Source organism: Erwinia sp. 198 (genome assembly GCF_003937915.1).
Taxonomy (GTDB): domain Bacteria; phylum Pseudomonadota; class Gammaproteobacteria; order Enterobacterales; family Enterobacteriaceae; genus Erwinia; species Erwinia aeris.
This window is the reverse complement of the sequence record NZ_RHUM01000013.1, coordinates 24024-50205: the sequence shown is the minus strand read 5'-3', so window position 1 is coordinate 50205 and position 26182 is coordinate 24024. Positions and strand designations below refer to the sequence as shown.

The 26182-nt window shown below is 56.8% G+C and carries 24 protein-coding genes; 7 read left to right on the top strand and 17 right to left on the bottom strand.

The window, feature by feature from the left end; translation table 11 throughout:
* On the bottom strand, positions 1-3774 hold the full coding sequence (locus tag EGK14_RS17255) for a translocation/assembly module TamB domain-containing protein (RefSeq protein ID WP_125290333.1): 3774 nt from the start codon (positions 3772-3774) through the stop codon (positions 1-3).
* Positions 3771-5486, bottom strand: a complete 1716-nt coding sequence (locus tag EGK14_RS17250) for an autotransporter assembly complex family protein (RefSeq protein WP_199746467.1) — start codon at positions 5484-5486, stop codon at positions 3771-3773. Before EGK14_RS17250 ends, EGK14_RS17255 begins: the two co-directional genes overlap by 4 nt.
* Before the next feature lie 518 nt (positions 5487-6004).
* Here EGK14_RS17250 and EGK14_RS17245 point away from each other — a divergent pair.
* On the top strand, positions 6005-7330 hold the full coding sequence (locus EGK14_RS17245; RefSeq protein ID WP_125290331.1) for a hemolysin family protein: 1326 nt from the start codon (positions 6005-6007) through the stop codon (positions 7328-7330).
* A 56-nt stretch (positions 7331-7386) separates the two neighbouring features.
* On the opposite strand, the gene EGK14_RS17240 is transcribed toward EGK14_RS17245, so the two are convergent.
* On the bottom strand, positions 7387-7593 hold the full coding sequence (locus EGK14_RS17240; protein ID WP_013200508.1) for a DUF1107 domain-containing protein: 207 nt from the start codon (positions 7591-7593) through the stop codon (positions 7387-7389).
* Positions 7594-7874: 281 nt separating this feature from the next.
* On the opposite strand from EGK14_RS17240, the gene EGK14_RS17235 reads away from it, so the two are divergent.
* Complete coding sequence (locus tag EGK14_RS17235) at positions 7875-8438, top strand: YtfJ family protein (protein WP_370256484.1); 564 nt, start codon at positions 7875-7877, stop codon at positions 8436-8438.
* A 39-nt stretch (positions 8439-8477) separates the two neighbouring features.
* Here the strand turns inward: EGK14_RS17235 and cysQ are convergent, their stop codons facing one another.
* Positions 8478-9218 carry a 3'(2'),5'-bisphosphate nucleotidase CysQ gene (cysQ, locus tag EGK14_RS17230; RefSeq protein ID WP_125290330.1) on the bottom strand — a complete coding sequence of 247 codons (741 nt, stop codon included), beginning with the start codon at positions 9216-9218 and terminating at the stop codon, positions 8478-8480.
* A 318-nt stretch (positions 9219-9536) separates the two neighbouring features.
* On the opposite strand from cysQ, the gene EGK14_RS17225 reads away from it, so the two are divergent.
* Positions 9537-11474, top strand: a complete 1938-nt coding sequence (locus EGK14_RS17225; protein ID WP_125290329.1) for a bifunctional 2',3'-cyclic-nucleotide 2'-phosphodiesterase/3'-nucleotidase — start codon at positions 9537-9539, stop codon at positions 11472-11474.
* Between the two features lie 73 nt (positions 11475-11547).
* On the opposite strand, the gene EGK14_RS17220 is transcribed toward EGK14_RS17225, so the two are convergent.
* Positions 11548-11838 (bottom strand): hypothetical protein, encoded by a 291-nt coding sequence (locus EGK14_RS17220; RefSeq protein WP_125290328.1) that lies wholly within the window; start codon positions 11836-11838, stop codon positions 11548-11550.
* Between the two features lie 291 nt (positions 11839-12129).
* Positions 12130-12750 carry an FKBP-type peptidyl-prolyl cis-trans isomerase gene (gene fklB / locus EGK14_RS17215; protein ID WP_125290327.1) on the bottom strand — a complete coding sequence of 207 codons (621 nt, stop codon included), beginning with the start codon at positions 12748-12750 and terminating at the stop codon, positions 12130-12132.
* Positions 12751-13027: 277 nt separating this feature from the next.
* Between fklB and EGK14_RS17210 the strand changes: the two genes are divergently transcribed.
* Entirely contained in the window at positions 13028-13567 is a 540-nt protein-coding gene (locus tag EGK14_RS17210) for an OapA family protein (RefSeq protein WP_125290326.1), read from the top strand.
* A gap of 106 nt (positions 13568-13673) precedes the next feature.
* Here EGK14_RS17210 and rplI read toward each other — a convergent pair whose 3' ends face one another.
* From rplI to rpsF, 4 genes are read right to left on the bottom strand one after another with little or no spacing between them, the layout of a single operon-like run.
* Positions 13674-14126 carry a 50S ribosomal protein L9 gene (gene rplI, locus EGK14_RS17205; RefSeq protein ID WP_125290325.1) on the bottom strand — a complete coding sequence of 151 codons (453 nt, stop codon included), beginning with the start codon at positions 14124-14126 and terminating at the stop codon, positions 13674-13676.
* Between the two features lie 38 nt (positions 14127-14164).
* The gene (gene rpsR / locus EGK14_RS17200; protein ID WP_000135199.1) at positions 14165-14392 is read right to left on the bottom strand and encodes a 30S ribosomal protein S18; all 228 of its coding nucleotides are present in this window, start codon (positions 14390-14392) and stop codon (positions 14165-14167) included.
* A gap of 4 nt (positions 14393-14396) precedes the next feature.
* Positions 14397-14714, bottom strand: coding sequence for a primosomal replication protein N (priB, locus tag EGK14_RS17195; RefSeq protein ID WP_125290423.1), 318 nt, complete (start codon positions 14712-14714; stop codon positions 14397-14399).
* A gap of 6 nt (positions 14715-14720) precedes the next feature.
* Entirely contained in the window at positions 14721-15116 is a 396-nt protein-coding gene (gene rpsF / locus EGK14_RS17190) for a 30S ribosomal protein S6 (protein WP_125290324.1), read from the bottom strand.
* A 350-nt stretch (positions 15117-15466) separates the two neighbouring features.
* On the opposite strand from rpsF, the gene EGK14_RS17185 reads away from it, so the two are divergent.
* Entirely contained in the window at positions 15467-15670 is a 204-nt protein-coding gene (locus tag EGK14_RS17185) for a hypothetical protein (RefSeq protein WP_125290323.1), read from the top strand.
* Between the two features lie 5 nt (positions 15671-15675).
* Here EGK14_RS17185 and yjfP read toward each other — a convergent pair whose 3' ends face one another.
* A complete protein-coding gene (gene yjfP, locus EGK14_RS17180; RefSeq protein ID WP_125290322.1) occupies positions 15676-16425 on the bottom strand; it encodes an esterase in 750 nt (249 codons plus the stop codon).
* A 174-nt stretch (positions 16426-16599) separates the two neighbouring features.
* On the opposite strand from yjfP, the gene EGK14_RS17175 reads away from it, so the two are divergent.
* Positions 16600-18534, top strand: coding sequence for a methyl-accepting chemotaxis protein (locus tag EGK14_RS17175; protein ID WP_125290321.1), 1935 nt, complete (start codon positions 16600-16602; stop codon positions 18532-18534).
* Between the two features lie 48 nt (positions 18535-18582).
* The gene (gene bsmA / locus EGK14_RS17170) at positions 18583-18906 is read left to right on the top strand and encodes a biofilm peroxide resistance protein BsmA (RefSeq protein ID WP_125290320.1); all 324 of its coding nucleotides are present in this window, start codon (positions 18583-18585) and stop codon (positions 18904-18906) included.
* On the opposite strand, the gene EGK14_RS17165 is transcribed toward bsmA, so the two are convergent.
* From EGK14_RS17165 to EGK14_RS17140, 6 genes are all read right to left on the bottom strand, one after another.
* Positions 18880-20487, bottom strand: a complete 1608-nt coding sequence (locus EGK14_RS17165; RefSeq protein WP_125290319.1) for an isovaleryl-CoA dehydrogenase — start codon at positions 20485-20487, stop codon at positions 18880-18882. The two genes, bsmA and EGK14_RS17165, sit on opposite strands and share 27 nt — an antisense overlap.
* 100 nt (positions 20488-20587) lie before the next feature.
* Complete coding sequence (gene rlmB / locus EGK14_RS17160) at positions 20588-21322, bottom strand: 23S rRNA (guanosine(2251)-2'-O)-methyltransferase RlmB (RefSeq protein WP_125290318.1); 735 nt, start codon at positions 21320-21322, stop codon at positions 20588-20590.
* Positions 21323-21390: 68 nt separating this feature from the next.
* The gene (gene rnr / locus EGK14_RS17155) at positions 21391-23844 is read right to left on the bottom strand and encodes a ribonuclease R (protein ID WP_125290317.1); all 2454 of its coding nucleotides are present in this window, start codon (positions 23842-23844) and stop codon (positions 21391-21393) included.
* 19 nt (positions 23845-23863) lie between these two features.
* Positions 23864-24307 (bottom strand): nitric oxide-sensing transcriptional repressor NsrR, encoded by a 444-nt coding sequence (gene nsrR, locus EGK14_RS17150; protein WP_125290316.1) that lies wholly within the window; start codon positions 24305-24307, stop codon positions 23864-23866.
* A gap of 186 nt (positions 24308-24493) precedes the next feature.
* A complete protein-coding gene (locus tag EGK14_RS17145) occupies positions 24494-25792 on the bottom strand; it encodes an adenylosuccinate synthase (protein WP_125290315.1) in 1299 nt (432 codons plus the stop codon).
* A gap of 131 nt (positions 25793-25923) precedes the next feature.
* The gene (locus EGK14_RS17140; protein WP_125290314.1) at positions 25924-26124 is read right to left on the bottom strand and encodes a DUF2065 domain-containing protein; all 201 of its coding nucleotides are present in this window, start codon (positions 26122-26124) and stop codon (positions 25924-25926) included.
* Positions 26125-26182: the final 58 nt, after the last annotated feature.

The window sequence follows — 26182 nt, the reverse complement described above, 5'->3', positions numbered from 1 at the left end:
CTAGAACTCAAACTGATAGAGCACATCAAGCGCCTGGTCTACACCAGACACCGCTTCCAAATAAAGTTTGGGCATCAGGCGATAACGTAAGGTTAAGGTCGCCAGTGAATCAAATATGCCAACACCATATTTTACCTGTAGACCCGGCAGCACGTAACCGCTGACCTGAACCTGCTGGCTGTCACCGACGCCCGCCGTGTCCAGCGCGAGATTACTTACGCCGAAAGTCTCCCCGATTTTACCCACAACCTGCCCACTTTGTGCAAGCCCTAATCCCACCAGCGCCGAGGTTAATGCGCTACTGTCGCTGCCGGTCGCGTCCAGACCCTGTCCACGCAGCAGATAAGAGAGCGCTTCCTGCTGCGACATAGCCGGATCGGAGAAGATCTCCACTTTCGGCTCGTCGGCCAGGCCGGTAACGCGCACGCCTGCCGTAACGTCATTTTCCGTTGCCTCCGGGTTACGGATAGCCTCGATGTTGAGGTAAGGCTGGTTGGCCGGCCCAGAGAATTGCAGCTCGCCTTTACGCACGATCAGATCCTGACCATAGGCATGGAAACGCCCGGAAGGAATGTTGATCTGGCCGTTCAGCCCCAGCCCACGTTTATCCTGCGCCAGCTTCAGATCGCCGTTCAGCTTCGCTTTCAGCCCAAAGGCGCTCAGACGCACGTCGTTACCGACGTGGATAACCAGGTTGCTGTTGATCGGGATCGAGGTGCTTTTCGGCGCAATTGGCCTGAGGTTTTCATCCAGCAGCACTTCATCCGACGAGACGCCGACGGCACTTTCCGGCACTTCCTGGACGGTCACGCGCGCCCACGGAATATCGACGCGGCCGTTCAGATTAAACGCCTGCGGCGTGGCTTCGAACTCCAGATCCGGCGAAACGTCCATCCGGATCATCGGCGGCACCGTCACGCGAATTTTACTGCCCTTCGCCGCAATACGCGCCCGCCAGGCGTCCAGCTGCGCCCAGTCCGCGTCGCCGCTGAGCGCCAGCTGTCCCTGAGACGTCTCGATCATGCCCTGTAGGGTCGAGCTCATGCCGTTAAAGACCATATTCAGATTGGCTGAGGTCAGATCGACCGGCATAAAGCTGCCCTGAACACCGACGTTTCTCAGCCCCAGCTGACCAAAGACCTGCGGTTTTTGCAGGCTGCCGCCCAGGCGTAGCGCGCTGTTAAGCACGCCGGCCACTTTTTCGCCCTGCATCAGCGCTGGATTAATCAGCGTCAGATCGATGTTTTTGATATTAACGTTGCCGGAAAGCCCGCGTTTGTTCTGCGGATCGGCGATCTGCACGTTGCCGTCCAGCTGGCCGTTTTTAGCGATGCGGATCAGCCAGTCGAGCTGGGCGCGACCGTTACGCAACGCCGCGTTCAGGTTCAGCGTATCAAAGGCTACCGGCAGCGTATTGCCATCCACATTCTGTGCGACCTTCACGCCGTTGCCTTTCAGCGAGACGCGGCCCTGCGGTAAACCGCCGTCCGCCGTCCAGCTAACGTCGGCGTCGCCGCTGAAGACGCCGCTGAGTTTGGTTTCATCCGCCAGGAAAGGTTTCACCATCGCCAGATCGAAGCGGTTCAGCGTAACTTTCGCATGGCCGGACGGGCCGGCTTCGATGGTTTGCGGCACGCACAGTTCGGCGTTGGGGTTTTGCCAGCAGTGCGGGCCGACCGATACCGTCTGGCTGCTGTTGAGATAGTCCAGCGCGATGGCGCGCGTCAGGCGCCATTCCCCTACCGGCGTGTCGAAACGGGTATTGTTAAGCGTGCCGCGCCAGCGCTGCTGGCTGCGGTCGAAACTGCCGTTCAGCTGGAGCTGGCCGGACACCGGCTCGCCGTTGACCGTTAGCTTCAGCTGGTGCGCTTTTTCGTCGCCGCTGGCGTCCAGATCCAGCCGATTAATCGCCAGCGTGTCCTGCTTCAGCCGATCCACCCGCAGCGCCAGCTTGCCCTGGATCTGCTCGCCTGATTTTACCTCGCCCTGTAGCGCGACGCGGGCGATGCTCATTGCCTGCCAGCGGAGGCCGGTAGCGGTCAGATCGGCCAGCAGCTGCGGCGTTTTTAAATCGCCGCGCGCTTTGATCGTGCCTTTCGCCACGCCGCCCAGGCCGGGCAGCGCGTTATCCAGATGCCCGGCGTCAATGTTGGCGTCCAGCGCCAGCTTGTCGCCGAGGGAGCCTTTGACATCGACATTATTACGACCAAGCACCAGCTTGATACCCGGAATATCCCATTGGTTGTAGCTGTTACCGTAAAGCGAGCCGTCGGCGCTAACCGCATTCTGCTTCACGTTGCCGCGTAGCTTTAATTCAGGCACGCGCATTTGCCAGCTGCCGCCGTAAAGGCTGCCGCGCGTGGTGATTTTGCCTTCCAGCTTCGCCGGCCAGTCCGGATACTGCCGTGCGGTGTTGATGCCGTTGAGCAAAAGCTCGCTGCGCCAGCTGATCGCCTTGCTCCAGTCTACCAGCGCCGTCAGGTCGGTAGTGCCCTCCAGCGCGGCCAGCCGCAGCTTATCCAGCGAGAACTGCTCTGCGTTGCCCCTGCCGTCCAGCGTGAGCGTGGCGGGAGGAATGGCCTGGCCGCGCAGCGCGGCTTTCAGCGACATAACATAGTCTGTTGCTTTGCCTTTTATGCTGAAGTTCAGGTTATCGGCCTGATACTGCGTTTCGCCGGTCAGCGGCCAGCGCAGCTGCGCGCTTTGCACCGTCATCGCCAGCGGCAGGCCTGCTTCGGCCAGCTTCGTTTGCGCGTTCAGCTGCATCCGCACGGGGCCGGAGAGGTTCAGCGCCAGATCCAGCTGCTCGCGCAGGCCGCCGCCGACGGTCATTTTGACCTTCTCGCCTTTGAGCGGATCGACGTTAAGCGAGCTGGTGAGGTTAAAATTCACCGGCCAGGCATCCGCAAGCTGCGCCTGGCCGCTGGCGTTAAGCTGGCCCTGCGGTGAATCCACATCCAACGTTGACAGACTTAACAGGCGATCCTGCGTTTGCGCTTTCACCAGCAGGCGTGTGATAGCGATATCGGTATCGCCAGTAATGCGCAACTGCTCGCCGAGGATCTGCTGGACGTTGACATCCAGCGGCATTTTGAAATCGGGCAGATCGGGCAGCAGCGGTTTGGCGAACATCGCCTTCAGCGTTTCGCCCAGCGGCGGTTCGTTAGTCTGCGGCTGCTGCACTTTTGGCTGCACCACCTGCTCGTCGGCCACTTTGGCCGCCTTCGGCAGCGCAATCAGCAGGCCCTGAATGTGGGTCGGCGTTAAGGTCAGCGCACGCTGCTGCCAGCTGAGGCCAGAGGTAAAGTCAGCCAGCGAAATTGCCGTATCATCCACTTTCACCGTGATGTTATGCAGCGCCAGCTGGCGCAGCGTAATCGGGTATGGCGTGCTGAGGTCGCCGGACGCGTTTTCATCCTCTTTGGCTTCCGGCGCGGGCGGCCCCAGCTTTTTGCTGTCCACTACCACGCTGACGTCGCGCAGTGCCAGGTCATTGACACAGAACGCGCTGTTTTTCAGGCAGCCCAGCTGCAAGGCCAGATGTAACTCGCCGGCATTAACCGTCACGCCAGGCATCTCATACTGCACGCCTTTTAACGTCAGGTTACGCCAGCCGCCGCTGACCTGTTTGATGTCCAGTCCCGGCACCCAGCGCGCCGCGCCGTTCAGCACCAGATGTAATCCGGTAGTGGTGCCAATTAAAAATGCCACGCTGCCGAGCAGCACGACCAGGAAAATCACGATGCCAATAAGGACCTTTTTCCAGAGACTCATAATTCAGGCCCCAATCCGATATAAAACTGTACGTCCCGATCTTCACTGTCGCCGACCGGACGGGCGATATCCAGCTTGATCGGCCCAACCGGCGACTGCCAGCGCACGCCGAAACCGGCGCCGGTTTTGACATTGCTCTGCTTGATGTCGTTGACCGCTTCGCCGGAATCCACAAACACCGCGCCCCACCATTTACCGGTTACGTTGTACTGATATTCCACCGAGCCGGTCGCCAGCTTCGAGGCGCCGGTCAGCTTGCCATCGTCGTCGCGTGGCGAAATCCCTTTGTACTTGTAGCCGCGAATGCTGCGGTCGCCACCGGCGAAAAAGCGCAAATCAGGCGGCACGCGTTCAAAATCGTTGGTTTCGATCCAGCCGAGATTGCCGCGCAGCACGAAGCGATGTTTATCCGCCAGCGTGCGGATCCAGACGTTTTGCGCCTGCACCACGGCGAAATCGATATCCGAGGCCCAGGTGGTATCGGAGACGTCCAGCGAGTAGCGCTGCGAGTCGCCCCACACGGGCATCAGTCCGCCGCGCGAACGGGTGCGGTTAACGCTGACGCCGGGGTAGATCAGCATGGTGGTATTGGTGACGTTACCCTGAGTAAAGTGATCCAGGCTCCAGTGCAGGTTAATGGCGCGCTGCCAGCCCGTAGAGGATTCCCAGTAACGGGACGCGGCCAGCGTGGTAGAGTCGGATTTGGTGTCGTTCAGGTCGGTTCTTTTCAGGCCGCCCTGCAGCAGGTAATACTGCTCGACCGGATTTTTCAGCAGCGGGATTTTATAGCTGAAGTCAAGCTGCTGCTCCGGCGCTGAGATATTGGCGCTGGTGGTAAAGCTGTGGCCGTAGGAGTTTACCCAGGGCCTTTTCCAGGTTGCTTTAACGCGCGGGCCGACGTCGGTAGAGTAGCCCACGCCCGTTTCGATGGTGTTTTCCGTACGCGGACTGACCACGCCGTGCAGCGGCAATATTTTATTTTTACGGGATTGATCGAACTGCGGTGCGACCACCACGGAATTAAACCAGCCGGTAGAGGAAAGGCGGCGGTTCAGCTCGGCCAAATCGCGCGAGCTGTAGTAGTCGCCCTTCTTAAACGGCACCAGGTTTTGCAGGTATTCCTCGCGGATCTGCGAGCCTTCAAAGGTGACATCGCCAAAGCGGTAGCGCTGACCGCTGTCGTAATCGATGTCCCAGAAAGCTTCGCGCCGCTCGACGGAAACGCCCAGCTGGCTTTTGCGGTAGTCGCCGTCAAAGTAGCCTTTGCGCAGCGACAGATTGCTGAGCGAGCTTTTAAAGCTGTCGTAGTCGCTGTGGTTAAGCACGCCGCCAATTTTGGCTTTGCCGGTGCGTACCAGGGTCTGGTAATCCTCGTCGGTACGCGCGCCGCCGCGAACGATCACCGTTTCGCCCGCCAGCTTCACCGGCGGGCCGGGCGTGACTTTCGTCAGCAGCACCGGACGCCTGCCGCCCGCAGGCGGCGGCTGCAGTTCAAAGTCAATTTTTGGTTCGTAATAGCCCAGCGCCTTAAGTCCTTCCTTAACCGCTTCGCTGACGCGCGCGCGGAAACGCCCATCGGAGGTCACTTCCTCGTTGGCGATGGTCGACAATCTTGCGCGCACATTTTTTTGTAACTCCCCAGACAGGCCAGTGACCTGCAAACGCACCGTAGCCGCCTGAGCGGCAGGCACGGCTGCGATCAGACCTAACATGCAATAGACATGGATTCGTGGCACGCTAACTCCTGAATTTATTGCCGGCTCCAGATGGGCGCAACTGCTGAATCTTGAAAATAGCCCGCTTAAGCATGGCAACTTTTTACGGGTTCAAAGGCTCTTTTTCACTGAAAGGCCGAAATTTGCGTTATTGTGTGCAAAGAACCGCCAGGTTACAACTGCGCATCGTGAGGGAATATTACGCCAGATCGGCCTGCAATGCAGACTCGGATAAATCTCACCGCCGGATCGCCTGCAGCGCCGTAATTGTAAGCAATCCTCACCACAGCTATAATCTCTGGCAGAGGCCGCGCTGCGGTCAGTTAACGTCTTTCTGCCCAAGCCAAATGGCGCAGACATTTTTGGCACGGATAGCCCGGTGCCGCTCACAGGTACAGAAGGTCAGCTGCTCCTCATCTGCTGCCCAGGCCAAAAATGACAGGTAATCAACTTAAGGCCTGCTTTAGCGCATTTTCCTCTGAAAGTGCCTGAAGCGGCCATTTAATGGATGTTTTATGTTAGACAGCTTGCTTGTCATCTTAATGCTGATCGCCATCAGCTCATTTTTTTCTCTTTCGGAAATCTCTCTGGCCGCGTCGCGCAAAATCAAGCTGAAGCTGCTGGCCGACGACGGCAATATTAACGCCCAGCGCGTGCTGAAGATGCAGGAAACGCCAGGGATGTTTTTTACCGTGGTGCAGATAGGCCTGAACGCCGTGGCTATTTTGGGTGGTATCGTGGGCGATTCCGCCTTCTCCCCGGTGTTCCGCACGCTTTTCGATCGCATAACCGGCCCGGTGCTGGCGGAGCAGCTGAGCTTTATCGCCTCTTTTACCGTGGTGACCAGCCTGTTTATCCTGTTTGCCGATCTTTTTCCAAAACGTCTGGGGATGATCGCACCGGAAACCATCGCGCTGAAAATCATCAACCCGATGCGGCTGTGCCTGTTTATCTTTCGACCGCTGGTGTGGTTCTTTAACGGCGGCGCCAATATCATTTTCCGCCTGTTTAAAATCCCCCTGGTGCGCAAGGACGATATCACCTCGGACGATATTTACGCGGTGGTAGAAGCTGGCGCGCTCGCCGGCGTGCTGCGCAAGCAGGAACACGAGCTGATTGAAAACGTGTTTGAGCTGGAGTCGCGCACCGTGCCCTCCTCCATGACCTCGCGCGAGAACGTAATTTGGTTCAATCTTCATGAGGAAGAGGCAAGCCTGAAGGAGAAAATCGCTAACCATCCGCATTCCAAGTTTCTGGTCTGTAATGACGATATCGACCATATCGTCGGCTATGTCGATTCTAAAGAACTGCTGCTGCGCGTGCTGGGCAATCAGAGCATGGCGCTTAACAGCGGCGTGCAAATCCGCTCGGCCCTGATCGTGCCGGATACGCTGACGCTGTCGGAAGCGCTGGAAAGCTTTAAAACCGCCGGCGAAGATTTTGCGGTGATCATGAACGAATACGCGCTGGTGGTCGGGATTATTACCCTGAACGACGTAATGACCACGTTGATGGGCGATCTGGTCGGCCAGGGGATGGAAGAGCAGATTGTGGCGCGCGACGAAAACTCCTGGCTGGTGGAAGGCGGTACGCCGATCGACGACGTGATGCGCGTGTTGGATATTGACGAGTTCCCGCAGTCCGGCAACTACGAAACCATCGGCGGCTTTATGATGTATATGCTGAGAAAAATCCCTAAGCGTACCGACTTCGTGAAGTTTCACGGCTATAAGTTTGAGGTAGTGGATATCGACAGCTACCGTATAGACCAGCTCCTGGTGACAAGGATTGATGAAACCCGACAGGGTGCCGCCGTGCTGAACAAAATGGTCGAAGAATAAAAACAGAAAAGGCGCGAATTTCGCGCCTTCTTTCTTTTGAACCGGCCTGCCGGTTGCTAGTTGAACTCGGTCTGCAAACGCAGCACCTGACGGTTCACTTCTGACATCACGCTGTAGTGCTGCTTATCTTTAACGCGTGGGATCAGGATTTTACCTTTATCGAACTCAAATGCGCCTACATCTTTGATGTAGATCCGGCCGCGGAACAGTGTTTTGACATATTTGGCCACCTGCAGCGGATTATAGCGCTGGAAAATCTTCATGTTACGACTCCTGAAAGATGATGCGTGCTGCGTCGTTTCCAAGTTCGGTACGAATCTTTGCAGCACAAAGTGGATACACTATAGACCAGGTTTCACTTCTAAAACTCCTAAAACCGAGTTTTTTTACTGTTTTTACACATCATGACAGTAGGCTCTTTCACCCGGTTGTATGAACGCAGTATAAACCTTCGACCTTTACGGAATTGTGCGGTGTGTTGCAAAGATGTTGTATCGCTGCGACAGACGCATCATCCACGTTTATTATTGCAGAAACATGACTAATGAGTTCAATCATGATTTTTCGTCCTTTACTCCTGCTGTTAACGTTGCTGTCATGCGCCGCCAGCGCCCATAACCTGGTTACAGGCCAGCGCGTACCGCCTGTCGGCATTACCGATCAAGGCGAGCTGCGTTATCAGCAGGAGCAGTTCAGCTATCGAGCCTGGAACAGCGCCGCGCTGCCGGGCAAAGTGCGTGTCCTTCAGCACATCGCCGGCCGCGCCTCTGCCAAAGAGAAAAATGCGGCGCTGATCGAGGCGATAAAATCGGCCCGGTTTCCCCACGACCGCTATCAGACTACCACGCTGGTGAATACTGACGATGCGATCCCCGGCACCGGCATGTTTGTCCGCAGCAGCATTCAGAGCAATAAGAAACAGTATCCCTGGTCGCAGTTTATCGTCGACGGCAACGGCACGGTCAAACGGGCCTGGCAGCTGCAGGATGAAGGATCGGCGATTATTGTGCTGGATAGCGGAGGAAAGGTGCGTTTCGTCAAGGATGGCGCGCTGACGCAGCAGGAAGTACAGCAGGTGATTATGCTGGTGCGTCAGCTGTTACGCTAACGGACAGAGGGAGGCGCTGGTGCCGCCCCCCATAGCAGATTAAAAGATCGAGACGCGGAAGCCCGGATTCAAAAAGGCTTCGCGCGGCGCATAGTCCAGCGTTTTCCCCTGCCAGTCATGCACGTGCGCGCCTGCGGCAATCGCTACGGCGTGGCCTGCGCCGGTATCCCAGATATTCGTTGGCCCAAAGCGGGGATAAAGCTGCGCCTTGCCTTCCGCGACCAGACAGAACTTCAGCGAGGAGCCAATAGCGATGGTCTGATGCTCGCCCAGCTGGCTAAGGTAATCCTCCAGCTCGCTGTCTGAATGCGAACGGCTCACCACCACCAGCGGCGGGCGCGCCTCCCGCACGTGGATCTGCGTTTTTACGCCGCCCTCTTCCTTCCAGGCTTTCCCCTCGGCGGCCGAATACATCACGTCCATCACCGGCGCGTAAACCACGCCCAGCACGGGCCTGCCGTTTTCAATCAGCGCAATATTGACGGTGAATTCGCCGTTCCGCTTGATAAACTCCTTGGTGCCGTCCAGCGGATCGACCAGCCAGTAGCGCTGCCAGTGCTGGCGGATCTCCCAGCCCGGCGGATCTTCCTCAGACAAAACGGGCACGTCGGGCGTCAGCGTGGTCAGCCCCTTGAGGATCACCTTGTGTGCAGCGATATCCGCTGCGGTGACCGGCGAATCATCGGATTTTGTGGCAACATCAAGCGGCGCCTGACCATCGTATATCTGCATGATGGCAACGCCCGCGTCTCGTGCCAGCTGGCATATATTCTCTAACATTGTCCACCTCTTGATTTGCTGGCTGGTGCGGGTCATCACTTCACCTGCGCCAGCGCTCTCTGTTGATCATAGTCGATAGCGAAGATCGAAGGCCAAACGATCCGCCAGCGCTTAATTATCAATAGCATAAATTATTTCAGGCCGCAGGAGCTGCTGTTTTTCATCAGATTGACCCCGCAACGCCCCTAATCGTTCCCGACAGGCCGGGCCATAAGAGATAAATATTTGTAGCTGCTCACATAATTATGAGAAAGAAGGTATTAGTTTCATAAAACTTTGCGACGTTAGGGATTACACCAATGCTATTAAGGAGAAAAAATGATTAAGTCCGTTGTGACGCCCGTCGCACTGCTGGTCAGCTGTGCGCTACATGCTGCCACGGTCGATTTCCGCCTGCTGGAAACCACCGACCTGCACAGCAATATGATGGATTTTGATTATTACAAGGATACCCCGACGGAAAAGTTCGGGCTGGTGCGTACCGCAACGTTAATTGAGGCGGCGCGTAAAGAAGCCGTCAACAGCGTGCTGGTGGATAACGGTGACATTATTCAGGGCAGTCCGCTCGGTGACTATGTGGCGGCCAGGGGCTTACGGCAGGGCGAAATCCATCCGGTTTACAAGGCGCTAAACACGCTGGATTACACGGTAGGCAACCTGGGCAACCATGAATTCAACTATGGTCTGGACTACCTGCAAAAAGCCATCAGCGGCGCAAAATTTCCCTACATCAATGCCAATATCATTGATATCCACAGCGGTAAGCCGCTGTTCACGCCTTTTTTGATTAGGGCGACGGAAGTGACGGATCGCGAGGGCAACAAGCATCAGCTGAAAGTGGGCTACATAGGTTTTGTGCCGCCGCAGATTATGGTGTGGGACAAGAAAAATCTCAGCGGTAAAATTACCGTTGAGGATATTACCGAGACAGCGCGCAAATGGGTGCCGGAGATGCGCCGCCAGGGCGCGGATCTGATCGTGGCTATTCCCCACTCCGGTCTCTCCAGCGAGCCGTGGCACGCGATGGCGGAAAACTCCGTTTACTACCTCAGCCAGGTTCCCGGTATCGACGCTATCCTGTTTGGCCATGCGCACGCCGTTTTCCCCAGCCAGGATTTTGCCGCGATCAAAGGTGCCGATATTGCCAGGGGTACGCTGAACGGGATACCGGCGGTGATGCCGGGCATGTGGGGCGATCATCTGGGCGTGATCGATCTGGTGCTTAACAATGATGCCGGCCGCTGGCGGGTAAGCGAAGCGACCGCGCAGGCCCGGCCCATTTACGATACGGCGGCGAAAAAATCGCTGGCGGCGGAAGATCAGGCGCTGCTGAAGGTGATGGCGCCTGACCATCACGCCACGCGTGAATTTGTCAGCCAGCCTATAGGGAAATCGGCGGACGTGATGTACAGCTATCTGTCGCTGATTCAGGACGATCCGACCGTACAGATTGTGAATAATGCGCAGCGCGATTATGTAGAGCGCTTTATTCAGGGCGATCCGGATCTGGCCGATCTGCCGGTGCTTTCCGCCGCCGCGCCGTTCAAGGCCGGCGGCCGTAAAAACGATCCGGCCAGCTATGTGGAAGTGGAAAAAGGCCCGCTAACCTTTCGCAACGCAGCGGATCTTTACCTCTATCCCAATACGCTGGTGGTCGTAAAGGCCAGCGGTAAAGAGGTAAAAGAATGGCTGGAGTGCTCGGCGGGTCAGTTTACTCAAATCGATCCGACCAGCGCTAAACCGCAGCCGCTGATTAACTGGGATTTTCGTACCTATAATTTCGACGTTATTGACGGCGTTAGCTACCGCATCGACGTCACGCAGCCTGCCCGCTACGATGCGGAATGTCAGGTGATTAACGACAAGGCTTCCCGTATCCGCGATTTAACCTTCCAGGGAAAACCCGTCGATCCCGATGCGACTTTTCTGGTGGCGACCAATAACTATCGCGCGTACGGCGGCAAATTTGCCGGAACCGGTGAGGATCACGTCGCTTTTGCTTCTCCGGATGAAAATCGTGCTGTCGTAGCGGCTTACATTACGGCGCAGACCCGGGCGCATGGTGAAGTCAGTCCGCAGACGGATAATAACTGGCGGCTGGAAAACATTCATAGCAAGGTGCCTTTGAATATCTTTTTTGAAACCTCACCCTCGCAAAAAGCGGCCGACTTTATTAAGAACAGGGGCCAATATCCGCTGAAAAAAACAGGTCAGGACGATATGGGTTTTGCGCTTTACCAAATCGGACTTAACTAGCTCTTTCTTCATAAAAAGAGCAAAGCCAGCCCGGCATTGGGGCTGGCTTTTTCATTAGCAAAGGTAATGAAGTTTACGCATTTGCAGATAAGCTGAGGCTGTTGACGGAGTCAATCGCATATTTCAGCAATCCAACGACTCCCGCGCCAATATCGTTAATCGCGCCGGATATATTTAACTCCAGTATTTTACCTATCCCTCCCCCCAGCTGGGTAACAGCATCAACGCAAGAGGTGGTTAAGCCACCGGCAGAGGCGCCCTGGTCGATAACAGAACCGACAAGGAAGCCTACCCCTTTACCGATATCAGAAAAAAGCCCAGCGCCCGCAACAGATGCGATTTCATTATTATTTAACTCACGCATTTATAGTTCTCCTTGATAATAATATCTTCAACATTACTATGGCATTCATTGCCACGACGTGAATTTATTTCAAAAAACCAGCGCAGTCAAACATTAAAATTAGCCATTAGAAAATAAATATAATATTAAACATATTTTCAGAAAATAGTTAACATTCATCTGGAATAATAAAAAAGAACATCAGTGTATAATATTTTTATTTTGACGCCATTAATAATTTATCTGGCAGAGTTGGGAAATAATTGATTACCTGCCGGGATTTTATTTTACCTATTCCGGCAGGTTTGGCTGTTACAGAATCTCTAACAGCTCAACTTCAAATACCAGCGTGCTGAATGGCGGAATGGAAGCGCCAGCGCCACGCTCGCCGTAGGCCAGATTCTGTGGGATAACCAGCTCCCACTTTGAGCCAACCGGCATAAGAGTCAGCGCTTCGATCCAGCCAGGGATAACGCCGCTGACAGGGAACTCAGCCGGTTCGCCGCGCGCCACGGAGCTGTCGAACACGCTGCCGTCGATCAGTTTGCCGGTATAGTGAACGCGAACGCGATCCTGACGAGACGGGATAGCGCCGTCGCCTTGCTTGATGACGCTGAACTGCAGGCCGGATTCGGTGCTGCTTACGCCGTCACGCTGACCGTACTCTTCCAGGAATTTCTGGCCTTCGGCGGCCATCGCCTGCTGACGCTCGCGACGAACCACGTCGGCACGCTCGTGCACTTCACGCAGCGCGCGGTGAACAACGTCAACGGGCACAGCCGGGGAGTTCCCTTCCAGCGCGTCGCGCAGGCCAGCCAGCAGCGCTTCTGGCTGCAGCCCCTGCAGCCCGGATTCCAGCAGCTGCTGGCCAACCTGTAAACCGATACCGTAGCTTGCTTGTGCTTCTACGCTGTCTAAAGAAGGGGTAGTCATGGATTTTCCTTTACTGGTAATAAAACTGAGGACGAAGCATAACAGCGCAGGCAACAAGGGTAAAACGCCATCTTCTTCAGGTGACATTTTCAGTGTAAAAGGAAACAATAACGCTGCTCCGCTTACGGTATAAAAGCCGCGCGGAGAGTGCGCTATCAGCTATATTTCAGTAGAGGTCAACATGGGCCATATTGCCCGCAGACGAAGGAAACGCCGACCGGCTTTGTTAAAGCGGTTTATTTTATTCGCGCGAGGATCGCGCAAGGAGGAAGACGCCATGCCTGTCACTAAAGCGTCACCATTATCGAAGTGGTTCAACTGGCTCTGGCACCTGGCGGATTCTGCACGCTGGATGGATCCGCTGCCGTCCTTCCACCGTCGCGGCATTATCCTTGCCGGGGCGCTGGTTTTGCTGGCTTTTTTGTGGCCTTCGCCGCGACAGCCGGAGCAGACGGAGCGCCCCGTTAACGTTGAGCGCACCACAACAGACGTGCCGCTACAGGCGGAGCCTGGCGACCGGGTGGATAACAGCCAGCAGCCTAAAGGCGATGCTCAGGGACAATGGACTAACTATCAGATTGCCAACGGGCAAACGCTGGCGCAGCTGTTCCGCGACCACAATCTGCCGGTAAATGATGTTTTTGCGATGTCCCGCGTGGAAGGCAACGACAAGCCGCTCAGTAATTTGCAGGCCGGTCAGGCGGTCAGGATCCGCCAGAATTCGCACGGCGTGGTGACGGGACTGGCCGTGACTACGGAGCAAGGGGAAATTTTATTTACCCGCCAGCCGGACGGCGCGTTTCTGCAGGTTCATTAGCCAAACAAAAACGCCGGCGCTTTGGCTCGCGGCAATACTCAGCGAACCCTTTTTACAAACAAAAACGCCGGCGCAAGGCCGGCGTTTTTTAGCGGTAGAGAAGCGATTAAGCTTCGGTAACCACGTTTACAGTCAGTTTAGCGAAGACTTCGCTGTGAACCTGGAAGTCCACTTCGTGCTCACCGGTAGTACGCAGAACGCCGTTCGGCAGGCGAACTTCGCTCTTGGCTACTTCAACGCCGGCTGCAGTTACAGCGTCAGCGATGTCGCGAGTACCGATAGAACCGAACAGTTTACCTTCGTCGCCTGCTTTAGACGCGATGGTAACGGTGCCCAGTGCATTGATTTTCTCAGCGCGAGCATTAGCAGCGGACAGAACGTCAGCCAGTTTGGCTTCCAGCTCTGCACGGCGTGCTTCGAAGAACTCAACGTTTTTCTTGGTAGCAGGAACAGCTTTGCCCTGTGGTACCAGGAAGTTACGAGCGTAGCCCGCTTTAACGTTTACCTGGTCGCCCAGGGTGCCCAGGTTTGCTACTTTATCAAGCAGAATAACTTGCATTACCTTATCCTCTTAAAGTCGTTAATTGACAACAGCCGTTACTGATGACGATCGGTATACGGCAGCAGAGACAGGTAACGCGCGCGCTTGATAGCACGAGCCAGCTGACGCTGGTATTTAGCGCGAGTACCAGTGATACGGCTTGGTACAATCTTACCGCTTTCAGTAATGTAGTTTTTCAGCGTTGCGATATCTTTATAATCGATCTCTTGAACGCCTTCCGCGGTGAAACGGCAGAACTTGCGACGACGGAAATAACGTGCCATTTGGCTAGTCTCCAGAATCTATCAATTCAATCTGCTCGGCATGCAGCACCGTCTTATTCAGCCCATTGCGCCCTTGATGGCTGCTAATGAAACCTGAAACGGTGACCGGCGTGCCGACCGTTATACTTTGAGTAATGGCCTGATGGGCTTTGCCGCTGATAATCACCGGCATGCGGCACCAGGCTTGCCGGGTAAAACCGGCCTCCACCTGCATCGATCTGTGCTCAAGCACGAACTGGCAGTGTGGAATACCTGAGGGGCTCACTTTACGCATCGGCGTCTTGCACACGGTGCCAGACAGCGTCAGCCGATTAGCCTCCACGGTCAATTACTCTTCAGAATCCCCAGCATCTGCTTCATCAGAGGTTTCGTTAGCAAAATCTTCACGACGCTCACGGCGCTCGTCTTTCGCTTTAACCATCGGAGAAGCTTCAGTTACCGCGTGCTTAACGCGCATAACCATGCTGCGGATAACGGCGTCGTTGAAGCGGAAGTTAGTTTCCAGCTCATCGATCGCTTCCTGCGGCGCTTCAACGTTCAGCAGAACGTAGTGAGCTTTGTGCAGTTTGTTGATCGGGTAAGCCAGCTGACGGCGGCCCCAGTCTTCCAGGCGGTGGATCGTACCTTCTGCACCAGTGATGGTGGCAGAGTAACGCTCGATCATGCCAGGAACCTGTTCGCTTTGGTCAGGATGAACCATAAAAACGATTTCGTAATGACGCATCGAATTTGCTCCTTACGGATTATTCAGCCTCCTGTCAGGGTCAACCGCGGCCCATGGAAGCAAGGAACGTGTTTGTGTGCGGCTGAAAAATTGACGCGTAATCATACTGGCGGCGGGGGGGAAACTCAAGGTAAAGTCGCGGTCGGCTGTAAATTATTTGTCAGCCTGGGCCAGGCGGCGGCGGGAAGCGAAAGGGATCGGGCAATTAGCCGGTTTTCCGCCCATCAAGCGCGACGGTAAAAAGCAAGAATTACTAATACACTTTATCGCGAACGGCGCTAAACTTACAGGGTGAAGACAAGACCCTGACGCCCGGCGTCAGATTTGTTACCTGATTGTGGAGTTGAACCATGAAAACCATCGCAATCGCCACCTTACTCGGACTCGCCCTTTCCACCCCCGCCCTTGCCGATACCGGCTGTGAGCAGAGCGTAGCCAGCGAAGCGGCGAACAGCTACGTCTATGTAAACCGTATCGATTCGCCAACGGGACAGATGACGGACAAGCCTTTGGTGACGATCCCCGCTGCGCAACGGCTTACGCAGCGGCTGTGATCCGTCTATAAATGGCGTTTGAAAAATGCTGTCGTGGCTTCCAGCGCCGATGGCGTGATGCGATGCCCGATGCCCTGCTCCGTGAGAAACGTCAGCCCGGCATCGAGCTTCGCTTCTCTTAACGCTTTTTCCAGCCGCACGCTCTCTGCCGCCGGTACCATCTCATCCGCTTCACCGTGCCAAATAAGCAGCGGCCGATCGGCAATTTTTTCCAGCTGCCGACTGATATCATAATCCGCCAGCGGCGCCATTCGTTCTGCAAAAGCCTGCGCCTGCTCGGGCGTATTCGCTGCCAGCGGCGGAAACAGCGTATGGGACAGCGACATAAAATAGCCTGACCCCATCAGGCAGGCGACGCTGGTAAAACAGGGGTAGCGCGCCATCGCGCCCAGCGCGGTCATGCCGCCCATTGAGGCGCCCGCCACCGCAAGGCGCGTACCCTCAATCAAATTTTGCTGCCGCAGCGAAGCTACAAGCTGCGGCACTTCATCAATATTGCTTTTCAGGATTTCCCAGAAGCGGGACAGGCGATATTCGCTATCGCCGTTATAGCGCGCGCCGTGCATCTCCGCGTCGGGCAGAATAACGCGAAAGCCCGCCAGCGCCAGCGCCACGCCAAAATAGCTATAAACTTCTTTCGACGAGGTAAACCCGTGATAAAAAAGGATAGTGGGCAGCGGCTCGCCTTTTTTGCCTGTCGGCGCGGCGTGCAGACATTCAATCCCCGCACAAAATTCCATACTGACTTCAATCATTACTTTCCCCTTAAGTCCTTGCGCTACAGGCTACAAATGCAAATAGCCAGCTAATCATGCTGCTATTTGAGTTTATTACTTAGTTAATTGATCTGCGTGCTGAAACGCTCACTAAATATTTTCTTTTCCCAGCCGTTAACCGTTGTGACCCCCTCTTTTAATACAGGCCATTTTATGAAATTTCTCGCATTTGGGCGCTGGAGCCTCGGCGTTAAGCTGTCGGTAATAACCTCGCTAAGCGTAGCCGCATTATTTTTAGTTTTAACGCTGGCGCTGACAAATAACGCATCGAATCAAATGCAGGCATTAACGCTGGAAAATATGGAAAATCAGGTCGACGGTATCGGTGATATGGCCGCCATGTTCAACAGTACGCTGAGCGAAGAAGTCGCTAACTATACCGCGCTTTTTCAAAGCTTTTTGCCGAAGCAGTTCTCCATCGATCCCACCGAGCGCGTAACGATTGGTGCCGATCAGGCGCCGGTCCTGCGTGCGGGGCTAAAAACGCTGAATCTGGACGAAAGCCTGGTTGATGATTTTCTGGCGCGTACCGGCGCTATCTCAACCGTTTTCGTGCGTATCGGTGATGATTTCCTTCGTGTGTCGACGTCATTACGTAAAGAGAATGGCGAGCGCGCTATCGGCACCCGACTGGATCGCGCCAGCCCGGCCTGGAAAATGGCGCAGCAGGGCCAGATCTTCCAGGGCGTCGCCATGCTGTTCGGCAAGCGCTATATCACGCAGTATCAGCCGGTAAAAGATGCCAGTGGACAGGTGGTCGGCATACTGTTTGTCGGCGTGGATATCACTAAACAGTACGCGCTGATCAGAGAAAAAGTGCTGATGAAAAAGCTGGGCGAAAGCGGTCACTTCTCCGTGCTGAGCGATGCCGAAGGCAAAACTCGCGGCCAGTATGTCTTTCATCCTGAACGCGAAGGCCAGCTGCCGACCTGGCCAGAAGCTACTCGCCAGCTGTTGCTGAGCCAGACTTCTGGCAAGGTGCAAGTCAAAGACGCCAACGGCGAAACGCAGATCATGGCCTGGCATCACCTGCCGGACTGGCACTGGATAATTTTAGGCGAGGTCAATAAAGCCAGCCTGCTGGCGCCAATCCAACATACCCGCAATCTGTTCCTGACGCTGGGTGCCGCGCTGGTTGCGCTGTTCGCGCTGGGCTTTATCACCACCACGCATCGTTGGATAAGCAGGCCGCTACAGCAGGTCATCGAGCTGGCCGAGCACTACTCCGCCGGTAATTTGCAGGCCATGCTGAAAACCCAGCGCCATGATGAAGTGGGCAGGCTGATCGTAGCGATCAACGGTATCGGCGACGGGCTGGATCGTATCGTTTCTCAGGTTCGTGAAGCCGCTCAGGAGATCAGCAGCGGGACGGATGCTATCGCCTCCAGCAGCGAAAACATCAGCGAGCAGATCACGCGTCAGGCGGCCAGCGTGGAAGAAACTTCGGCCAGCATGGAGCAGCTGAGCGCCACCGTGGCGCAAAACGCCGCTAACGTTTCCCAGGCGTTGACGCTAGTAGGCGAAGCGGCGGCGGCGGTCGGTAAAGGCGGCGAAACGGTGACGCGTTCCGTGACGACCATGACCGATATCAAAAGCGCTTCACAGAGCATTGCTGATATTACTCAAGTGATTGAATCTATTGCTTTCCAGACCAATATCCTGGCGCTGAACGCCGCAGTGGAAGCGGCACGCGCGGGCGAGCACGGTAAAGGCTTTGCGGTGGTGGCGGCGGAAGTTCGCGCGCTGGCGCAGCGCAGCGCCACGGCGGCCAAAGAGATTGACGGCCTGATTGAAAACTCGCTCAGCAAAGTGGTACAGGGCCATAATCTGTCCGAGCAGACGCGCCAGTCAATGGAGGATATCGTTGGCCGTATCGAGCAGGTGAAAGTGCTGATGAGCGAAATCAACGTCGCGTCCAAAGAGCAGTCGGCTGGCATCGGCCAGGTCAATATTGCCATGAACCAGATTGGCCAGGCGACGCACCAAAGCACCGAGCTGGTCGCTACCTCAGAGCTGACCGCGCAAGAGCTGAGCCGTAAAGGCCATCATCTGACCGATCTGGTGCAGGTTTTCCGCGTCAAGGCATAAAGCATCGGGATAGCTTACACTTCAGGCAGTCCATCAAGAGGAGTGCTTATGTCCAGGTTATCCCTGTTTTTTGTGCTGCTGCTTACGGGCTGTAGCCTGACCCAAACCACACCGCAGCCGCCTCCGCCGGTACAGGCGCAGGCGCAGGAGATCGCGCGCGCGCAGAGCATGACGCTGACGCGGCTCGGCACCGTCAGCGTGTCGGTACGCGGCTCGCCAGACGATGCCGCGCGGGCTATTGCCGCTAAAGCCAATGAGGCGGGCGCGAAGTATTACGTCATCCAGATGGTCAGCGAAACGGTCATGCCGGGCCGCTGGTATTCAACGGCGGTGCTTTACGGACCGTCAGCCAATGCCGGTGGCGCGCAGTAGCAAACGCTGACAGACTTTTTCCGACAGCGGCGCCGGCCCGCGCAGCTGTCGGCACCAGGCGTCGGCGATGCAGGGTTCCAGCTGCATCATGACCTGCACGCCGCAGGCCAGGTTGAACAGGCTTTCGCAGATCGCACGCGCCTGGGCTTCCTGCGGATGGCGCAGCAGCAGCTTTAACTGGCGCCAGGCACCGTCGAAATAGCGGCTTTGCCCTTTCACTGCCTCAAATTCCCTGGTCAGCAGCTCCATGACGGCTGGCTGCTTACTCAGCACGCGCAATACATCCAGGCACATGACGTTGCCGGCGCCTTCCCAGATGCTGTTAACCGGCATTTCACGATAGAGCCTCGGCAGCTCGCTCTCCTCGCAGTAGCCGATACCGCCCAGCATTTCCATCGCCTCCGCGACAAAGCTGATGCCGCGTCTACACACGACGTATTTCGCCGCAGGCGTAAACAGTCGGCTGAAGAGTTTGCCCGCTTCACCGCTTTCCGTCGACCATGCGCCGGCCAGCCGCAGCAGCATCGCCGTCTGCCCTTCCAGCAGCAGGGCCTGCGAGCAGAGCTGCTGACGCATCAGCGGCTGATCGACCAGGCTTTTGCCCTGCACCTGACGCTGATGGCAATGATAAAGCGCAATGGAAAACGCACGGCGCATCATCGCATGGCTCGCCAGCGCGCAGTCAAAACGGGTATAGCCGCCCATTTTTAAAATTTGCCGGACGCCTTCACCCTCTTCGCCAATCAGCCAGCCGCTGGCCGCAAAGAACTCAGCTTCGCTGCTGGCGTTGGACCGATTGCCCAGCTTGTCCTTCAGCCGCTCCAGATGCACGGCATTCCGGCTGCCGTCCGGCAGCAGACGCGGCAGGAAAAAGCAGGAAAGCCCGCCTTTGGCCTGCGCCAGCACCAGATGCGCATCGCTTTGCGGCACTGAAAAAAACCATTTATGGCCGGTGAGCCGGTATTCGCCGTTGCCCGCCGGTTCGGCGCGCGTGGTGTTGCTCAGCACATCGGTGCCGCCCTGTTTTTCAGTCATACCCATGCCGATCAGCAGCCCGCGCTTGTGCCCGCCCGGCTGCAAATGCGGATCGTAACGGTCGGAAAGCAGCGGCGTAAGCCAGCCGCGAAAAGGCTCAGGCAGGTGGGATTTCAGCAGCGGAATAGCGCCGAAAGTCATGGTGACAGGGCAAAGCGTACCCGCTTCCACCTGGGCGTGCAGCATAAAGCGGGCGGCCCGCGCGACAAAGGCGGCGGGCGGCGCATTCTCCTGCCACGGCAGGTTATGCACGCGGTTGCTGCACAGCCCCTGCATCAGCAGATGCCAGGCGGGATGAAAGCGCAGATCGTCCAGCCGTTCGCCGCTGGCATCGTAGCGCAGCAGCTCCGGCGGATAGCTGTTGGCCAGCCTGCCCAGCTCTGACGACTCGGCGCTGCCCAGCTGCTGCCCAACGGAAGCCAGCAGATCGCAGTCCCAGCCCGCGCCTTCACGCAGCACGGCCTCGCGCAGCGGCGTGTCGGAAAGAAACAGATTGCTGTTGGTCAGCGGACGGGGCTGATTAAAAACGTGATGGGTACGGTTCATCCTGACCTCCTTCTGTAGGCACACACTCAGTATGCAAAAGAGGACGACGCAGGCGAGGAGCAGAGAGGGATTTCGGGGCGCGGATCACGCCCCGGAGTGGTTATTTCGCGCGCTGACGCACGGCCTCAAACAGGCAGACGCCGGTAGCGACCGATACGTTCAGCGAGGAAACGCTGCCCGCCATGGGAATGCTGATTAGCTCGTCGCAGTGTTCACGGGTCAGACGACGCATGCCTTCGCCTTCCGCGCCCATCACCAGCGCCATCGGGCCGGTCATTTTGCTCTGGTACAGCGTATGATCGGCTTCACCCGCCGTGCCGACGATCCAGACGTTGGCCTCCTGCAGCATGCGCATAGTGCGCGCCAGGTTGGTGACGCGGATCAGCGGTACGTTTTCCGCCGCGCCGCTGGCTACTTTTTTCGCCGTGGCGTTCAGCTGAGCGGAGCGATCTTTCGGCACGATCACCGCATGAACGCCAGCCGCATCGGCGCTGCGCAGGCAGGCACCCAGGTTATGCGGATCGGTTACGCCATCCAGGATCAGCAGGAAAGGTTTCTCCAGCTTTTCCAGCAGATCCGGCAGATCGTTTTCCTGATACTGGCGACCAGCTTTGACGCGCGCCACGATCCCCTGATGCACGCCGCCCTCGACCTGACTGTCCAGCCACTGACGGCTGGCGACCTGGATCACGATGCCCTGCGCTTCCAGCGCCTTCACTACCGGCTGCAGACGGCGATCGTCACGGCCTTTAAGGATAAACACTTCCTGAAAGCGCTGCGGATCGCTGTCAAGCAGCGCCTGCACGGCATGGAGTCCAAAAACTATTTCACTCATTTACTGTTACTCAACTGGTCGTTACGTGCCGCATCCGGGATGCGGCGAAGTTATGCGTGTGCCTGCCTTCAGGATGCGGGCGTATCGGTCTTTTTCGCGGCGCGTTTGGAACGCGTCGCGGCGGCGATTTTACGGCTTTTATCCGACGGCTTGCGGGGTTTTTTCTCACTTTTCGCGCCGTCTGCCGCACCGGCTTTGCTTTTGCCGCTGCGGAAGGCGCTGTCCGGCTCGAAGTTCACCTTTTTGCCCTGGTCGCGGCGGCGTTTGCCGCTGTGCTGGGCGGCGGGTTTCTTGGCCCGATCGCGCTCGGTTTTGCCTTCGCCGCGCGGTTTGCGCGCGCTTGAAACCAACGCGAAGTCGATTTTGCGCTCGTCCATATGCACCGCGTCCACGCGCACTTCAACCGTATCGCCCAGGCGATAGGCCTTGCCGCCGGACTCGCCAATCAGGCGCTGGCCGATGGCGTCAAAGCGGTAGTAGTCGTTGTCCAGCGTGGAAACATGCACCAGCCCGTCGATAAACAGATCGTTTAAGCGGACGAAGAAGCCGAAGCCGGTGACGCTGGAGATCACGCCGGTAAAGGTTTCGCCCACCTGATCCTGCATAAAGTCGCACTTCAGCCAGTCGGCTACGTCACGCGTCGCTTCGTCCGCCCGGCGTTCGGTCATTGAGCAGTGCTGACCAAACTGCAGCATCTGCTGCATTTCGTAGTGGTAGCCGCCGGTTGGCGTGGTGTTACCCTGCAGCGTGTTGTTCTCTTTCGCCAGCAGGTATTTGATGGCGCGATGCAGCAGCAGATCGGGATAACGACGGATTGGCGACGTGAAGTGCGCATAGGACGCCAGCGCCAGGCCAAAGTGGCCGCGGTTTTCGGGGTCGTATACCGCCTGTTTCATCGAGCGTAGCAGCATGGTTTGCAGCATTTCGGCATCGGGACGCGAAGAGATCTGCGTCAGCAGCTCGGCGTAATCCAGTGGATGCGGCTTGTTGCCGCCGCCCAGCGTCAGGCCCAGTTCGTTCAGCACGGAACGGAAGCTTTTGATGTTTTCTTCGCTCGGACGATCGTGATCGCGGAACAGCGCCGGCTCGTGGTTTTTCTCCACGAAGCGCGCTGAAGCGATATTGGCCAGGATCATGCACTCTTCGATCAGCTTGTGGGCGTCGTTACGCGTCACCTGCTCCACGCGCTCGATACGGCGATCGGCGTTGAAGATAAATTTGGCTTCGTCGGTTTCAAAGGAGATGCCGCCGCGCTGCTCGCGCGATTTTTCCAGCACCAGATACATGCGGTGCAGCTCTTCCAGATCCTTCACCAGCGGCTGATACTGTTCGCGCAGCTCCTGATTGCCCTGCAGAATGCTCCAGACCTTGTTATAGGTCAGGCGAGCCCAGGAGTTCATCACCGCTTCGTAATGCTTGTAGCCGGTCAGCTTGCCGGTGGCGGAAATGGTCATTTCACAGACCATACAAAGGCGATCCACCTGCGGGTTCAGCGAGCAGAGTCCGTTGGAGAGCACTTCCGGCAGCATAGGCACAACCTGCGACGGGAAGTAGACCGAGGTGCCGCGGTTAACCGCTTCGTCATCCAGCGGCGTGCCGGGACGAACGTAATAGCTGACGTCGGCGATAGCTACCCATAAGCGCCAGCCGCCGCCGCGTTTTCTTTCGCAGAAGACGGCGTCATCGAAGTCGCGGGCGTCTTCGCCGTCAATGGTGACCAGCGGCAGATCGCGCAGGTCTACGCGGCCCGCTTTAGCTTCTTCCGGCACTTCTTCCTTCAGCTGGGCGATCTGGCGCTCCAGCGCTTCCGGCCAGGCGTGAGGGATATCATGGGTACGCAGCGCCATTTCGACGGCCATGCCGGTGCCCATATTGTCGCCGAGCACTTCCACCACTTTACCGATAGCCTTGCTGCGACGGGTAGGACGCTGCATCAGCTCCACCACCACCACATAGCCCATACGGGCGTTCATCAGCTCTTCCGGCGGGATCAGAATATCAAAGCTCAGGCGGCTGTCGTCCGGTACTACAAAGCCGACGCCGGCTTCGGTAAAGTAGCGGCCGACGATCTGGTTGTTACGCGGCTCCAGCACGCGCACTACGCGCGCTTCACGACGGCCCTTGCGATCGGCGCCCATTGCCTGGGCCAGGATCACGTCGCCGTGCATACACATTTTCATCTGCTCGGCAGAGAGATAAAGATCGTCTTTGCTGCCCTCGGCGCGTAGAAAGCCAAAGCCGTCGCGATGGCCGATAACCTTGCCGCGCAGCAGATCGAGACGCTCCGGCAGCGCATAGCACTGGCGGCGAGTGAACACTAACTGTCCGTCGCGCTCCATCGCGCGCAGGCGGCGGCGCAGCGCTTCGGTTTGCTCCTCGCCAGAGATAGAAAGTTCGTCCGCCAGCTCTTCACGGCTGGCGGGCTTTTCGCGTTTATCTAAATGGGAAAGGATAAATTCGCGGCTGGGAATGGGGTTCTCATATTTTTCAGCTTCCCGTTCCTTAAATGGATCTTTTGACATAGCGGTTCCTCCGTTGTCATCAGCTGCGGAAAGAGGGTTGCTCAATTCGCAGCAATTGGTAGAGCGGATGGTTGTCGGTAACCAAATCGGCCAGCGTGTAGCCGTCCAGCACGGCGAGAAAACACTGTACGGCCTCGTGCAGCGCCGTTTTCAGGCGGCAGGCCGGGGTGATGTGGCAAAAGTCACTGTGGCAGTTCACCAGCTGGAGCGGCTCCATATCGCGGACGACCTGGCCTATCACGATCTCGCTGGCCGGTTTACCTAACCGGATGCCGCCGTTTTTGCCCCGTACCGCAGCGACATAGCCTGCCCGACTCAGCTGATTGATAATCTTAACCATATGATTACGCGAGACGCCGTAAGCCTCGGTGACTTCCGTGATGCTGGTCATCCTGCCTGCGGGCAGCGCGGCCAGAAAAATCAGCGCGCGTAAACCATAATCAGTGAAACTTGTTAGCTGCACGGTTACCTCAACGGCACGGCGCTAAACGCGCCAGCAATCCGCTCAAAAATGAGTGTGTTGTCAATGATGATAAACCAGCCTTCGCATTCGAGGCCATTTTATTTCAGTAAGCGCTGATAAAGAGAGGGCGGGACAAGAGAACGGGAGAGGAAATCAGGCCGGATAATACCCGGCCTGGCTAACATCTTATGCGTCAAAAGGGTCACGCAGGATCATCGTCTCGCTACGGTCAGGACCGGTAGAGATGATGTCTACCGGCACGCCGGTCACTTCTTCAACGCGCTTGATATAGTTGCGCGCCGCCTGCGGCAGGCCTTCCAGCGTTTTCACGCCAAAGGTGGTTTCGCTCCAGCCCGGCAGGGTTTCATAAATCGGCTCAATGCCTTCCCAGCCTTCCGCAGCCAGCGGCGTGGTGGTCATTTCGCGGCCGTCCGGCATACGATAGGCGACGCAGATTTTCACTTCTTTCAGGCCATCCAGCACGTCCAGCTTGGTCATGCAGAAACCAGACAGCGAGTTGATCTGCACCGCGCGACGCACGGCAACCGCATCCAGCCAGCCGGTACGACGACGACGACCGGTAGTGGCACCAAACTCGTTACCCTGCTTGCACAGGAATTCGCCGGTTTCGTCGAACAGCTCCGTCGGGAACGGGCCTGCGCCAACGCGAGTGGAATAGGCTTTCACGATGCCCAGCACGTAGTCTACATAGCGCGGGCCGATACCGGAACCAGTCGCTACGCCGCCTGCGGTGGTGTTAGAAGAAGTTACGTACGGATAGGTGCCGTGGTCGATGTCCAGCAGCGTGCCCTGCGCGCCTTCAAACATGATCAGGTCGCCGTTTTTACGCGCGCCGTCCAGCAGTTCGGAAACGTCCACCACCATGCCGGTCAGGATATCGGCGATAGCCATGATATCGCTCAGCACTTTGTCGTAGTCGACCGCTTCTTCTTTGTAGTAGTTCACCAGCTGGAAGTTATGGTACTCCATCACTTCTTTCAGCTTGGCCGCAAAGGTGTCTTTATTGAAAAGGTCGCCAACGCGCAGGCCGCGACGGGCAACTTTGTCTTCATAGGCAGGGCCGATGCCGCGACCGGTGGTGCCGATGGCTTTGGCGCCGCGCGCTTTTTCACGCGCCACGTCCAGCGCGACGTGATATTCCAGGATCAGCGGACAGGCTTCGGAGATAAACAGGCGGTCGCGTACCGGAAAGCCGCGATCTTCCAGACCCTTCATCTCTTTCATCAGCGCGGCCGGTGAAAGTACCACACCGTTGCCGATGATGCTGGTAACGTTTTCACGCAGAATACCAGAGGGAATTAAATGGAGGACGGTTTTTTCACCGTTGATGACCAGCGTGTGGCCCGCGTTATGACCACCCTGATAGCGAACCACGTATTTCGCACGTTCGGTCAGCAGGTCAACAATCTTTCCTTTACCTTCGTCACCCCATTGGGTGCCCAGTACGACGACGTTCTTACCCATTTCTAAAATCACCGATTGCTTAAAAATGGATTCTACCACCGTAAAACACGTCTTTCAGCTCTTTTAGCACACGTTTGCGTACTTTTTTCCCCGTCGCGCGGTCGGGCCTCGACGGGCGCTTTTTCGTGCCGTTATCCGCCGCCGTGGACGCTGACGCTATACCAGATCACCAGGCCGGCAACTACCAACCCGCCGCCGAAACGACGCAGTAATCGGTCGGGAACCTGCGCCATCGTGAGGATCAAACGCCGCCAGATACGCGGCAGCAGCATCGGGCCAATCCCTTCTAAAATCAGCACTAATGCCAGCGCTAACCAAACATTTGCATTCATAAATGACGATCCGGAAAAAAGAGGCGTAGTATGCCACGGCTTTTTACCGGTTTGGCCG

Bases quoted from the DNA above. Each gene is read 5' to 3' on its own strand.
- EGK14_RS17165 (WP_125290319.1), bottom strand. From the start codon at position 20,487: ATGAACCGTACCCATCACGTTTTTAATCAGCCCCGTCCGCTGACCAAC.
- EGK14_RS17240 (WP_013200508.1), bottom strand. From the start codon at position 7,593: ATGAAGATTTTCCAGCGCTATAATCCGCTGCAGGTGGCCAAATATGTC.
- bsmA (WP_125290320.1), top strand. From the start codon at position 18,583: ATGTCCAGGTTATCCCTGTTTTTTGTGCTGCTGCTTACGGGCTGTAGC.
- EGK14_RS17235 (WP_370256484.1), top strand. From the start codon at position 7,875: ATGAGTTCAATCATGATTTTTCGTCCTTTACTCCTGCTGTTAACGTTG.
- rpsF (WP_125290324.1), bottom strand. From the start codon at position 15,116: ATGCGTCATTACGAAATCGTTTTTATGGTTCATCCTGACCAAAGCGAA.
- rnr (WP_125290317.1), bottom strand. From the start codon at position 23,844: ATGTCAAAAGATCCATTTAAGGAACGGGAAGCTGAAAAATATGAGAAC.
- rpsR (WP_000135199.1), bottom strand. From the start codon at position 14,392: ATGGCACGTTATTTCCGTCGTCGCAAGTTCTGCCGTTTCACCGCGGAA.
- EGK14_RS17175 (WP_125290321.1), top strand. From the start codon at position 16,600: ATGAAATTTCTCGCATTTGGGCGCTGGAGCCTCGGCGTTAAGCTGTCG.
- yjfP (WP_125290322.1), bottom strand. From the start codon at position 16,425: ATGATTGAAGTCAGTATGGAATTTTGTGCGGGGATTGAATGTCTGCAC.
- cysQ (WP_125290330.1), bottom strand. From the start codon at position 9,218: ATGTTAGAGAATATATGCCAGCTGGCACGAGACGCGGGCGTTGCCATC.
- EGK14_RS17255 (WP_125290333.1), bottom strand. From the start codon at position 3,774: ATGAGTCTCTGGAAAAAGGTCCTTATTGGCATCGTGATTTTCCTGGTC.
- EGK14_RS17185 (WP_125290323.1), top strand. From the start codon at position 15,467: ATGAAAACCATCGCAATCGCCACCTTACTCGGACTCGCCCTTTCCACC.
- EGK14_RS17145 (WP_125290315.1), bottom strand. From the start codon at position 25,792: ATGGGTAAGAACGTCGTCGTACTGGGCACCCAATGGGGTGACGAAGGT.
- EGK14_RS17210 (WP_125290326.1), top strand. From the start codon at position 13,028: ATGCCTGTCACTAAAGCGTCACCATTATCGAAGTGGTTCAACTGGCTC.
- EGK14_RS17245 (WP_125290331.1), top strand. From the start codon at position 6,005: ATGTTAGACAGCTTGCTTGTCATCTTAATGCTGATCGCCATCAGCTCA.
- EGK14_RS17225 (WP_125290329.1), top strand. From the start codon at position 9,537: ATGATTAAGTCCGTTGTGACGCCCGTCGCACTGCTGGTCAGCTGTGCG.
- rplI (WP_125290325.1), bottom strand. From the start codon at position 14,126: ATGCAAGTTATTCTGCTTGATAAAGTAGCAAACCTGGGCACCCTGGGC.
- EGK14_RS17220 (WP_125290328.1), bottom strand. From the start codon at position 11,838: ATGCGTGAGTTAAATAATAATGAAATCGCATCTGTTGCGGGCGCTGGG.
- EGK14_RS17250 (WP_199746467.1), bottom strand. From the start codon at position 5,486: ATGTTAGGTCTGATCGCAGCCGTGCCTGCCGCTCAGGCGGCTACGGTG.
- EGK14_RS17140 (WP_125290314.1), bottom strand. From the start codon at position 26,124: ATGAATGCAAATGTTTGGTTAGCGCTGGCATTAGTGCTGATTTTAGAA.
- fklB (WP_125290327.1), bottom strand. From the start codon at position 12,750: ATGACTACCCCTTCTTTAGACAGCGTAGAAGCACAAGCAAGCTACGGT.
- rlmB (WP_125290318.1), bottom strand. From the start codon at position 21,322: ATGAGTGAAATAGTTTTTGGACTCCATGCCGTGCAGGCGCTGCTTGAC.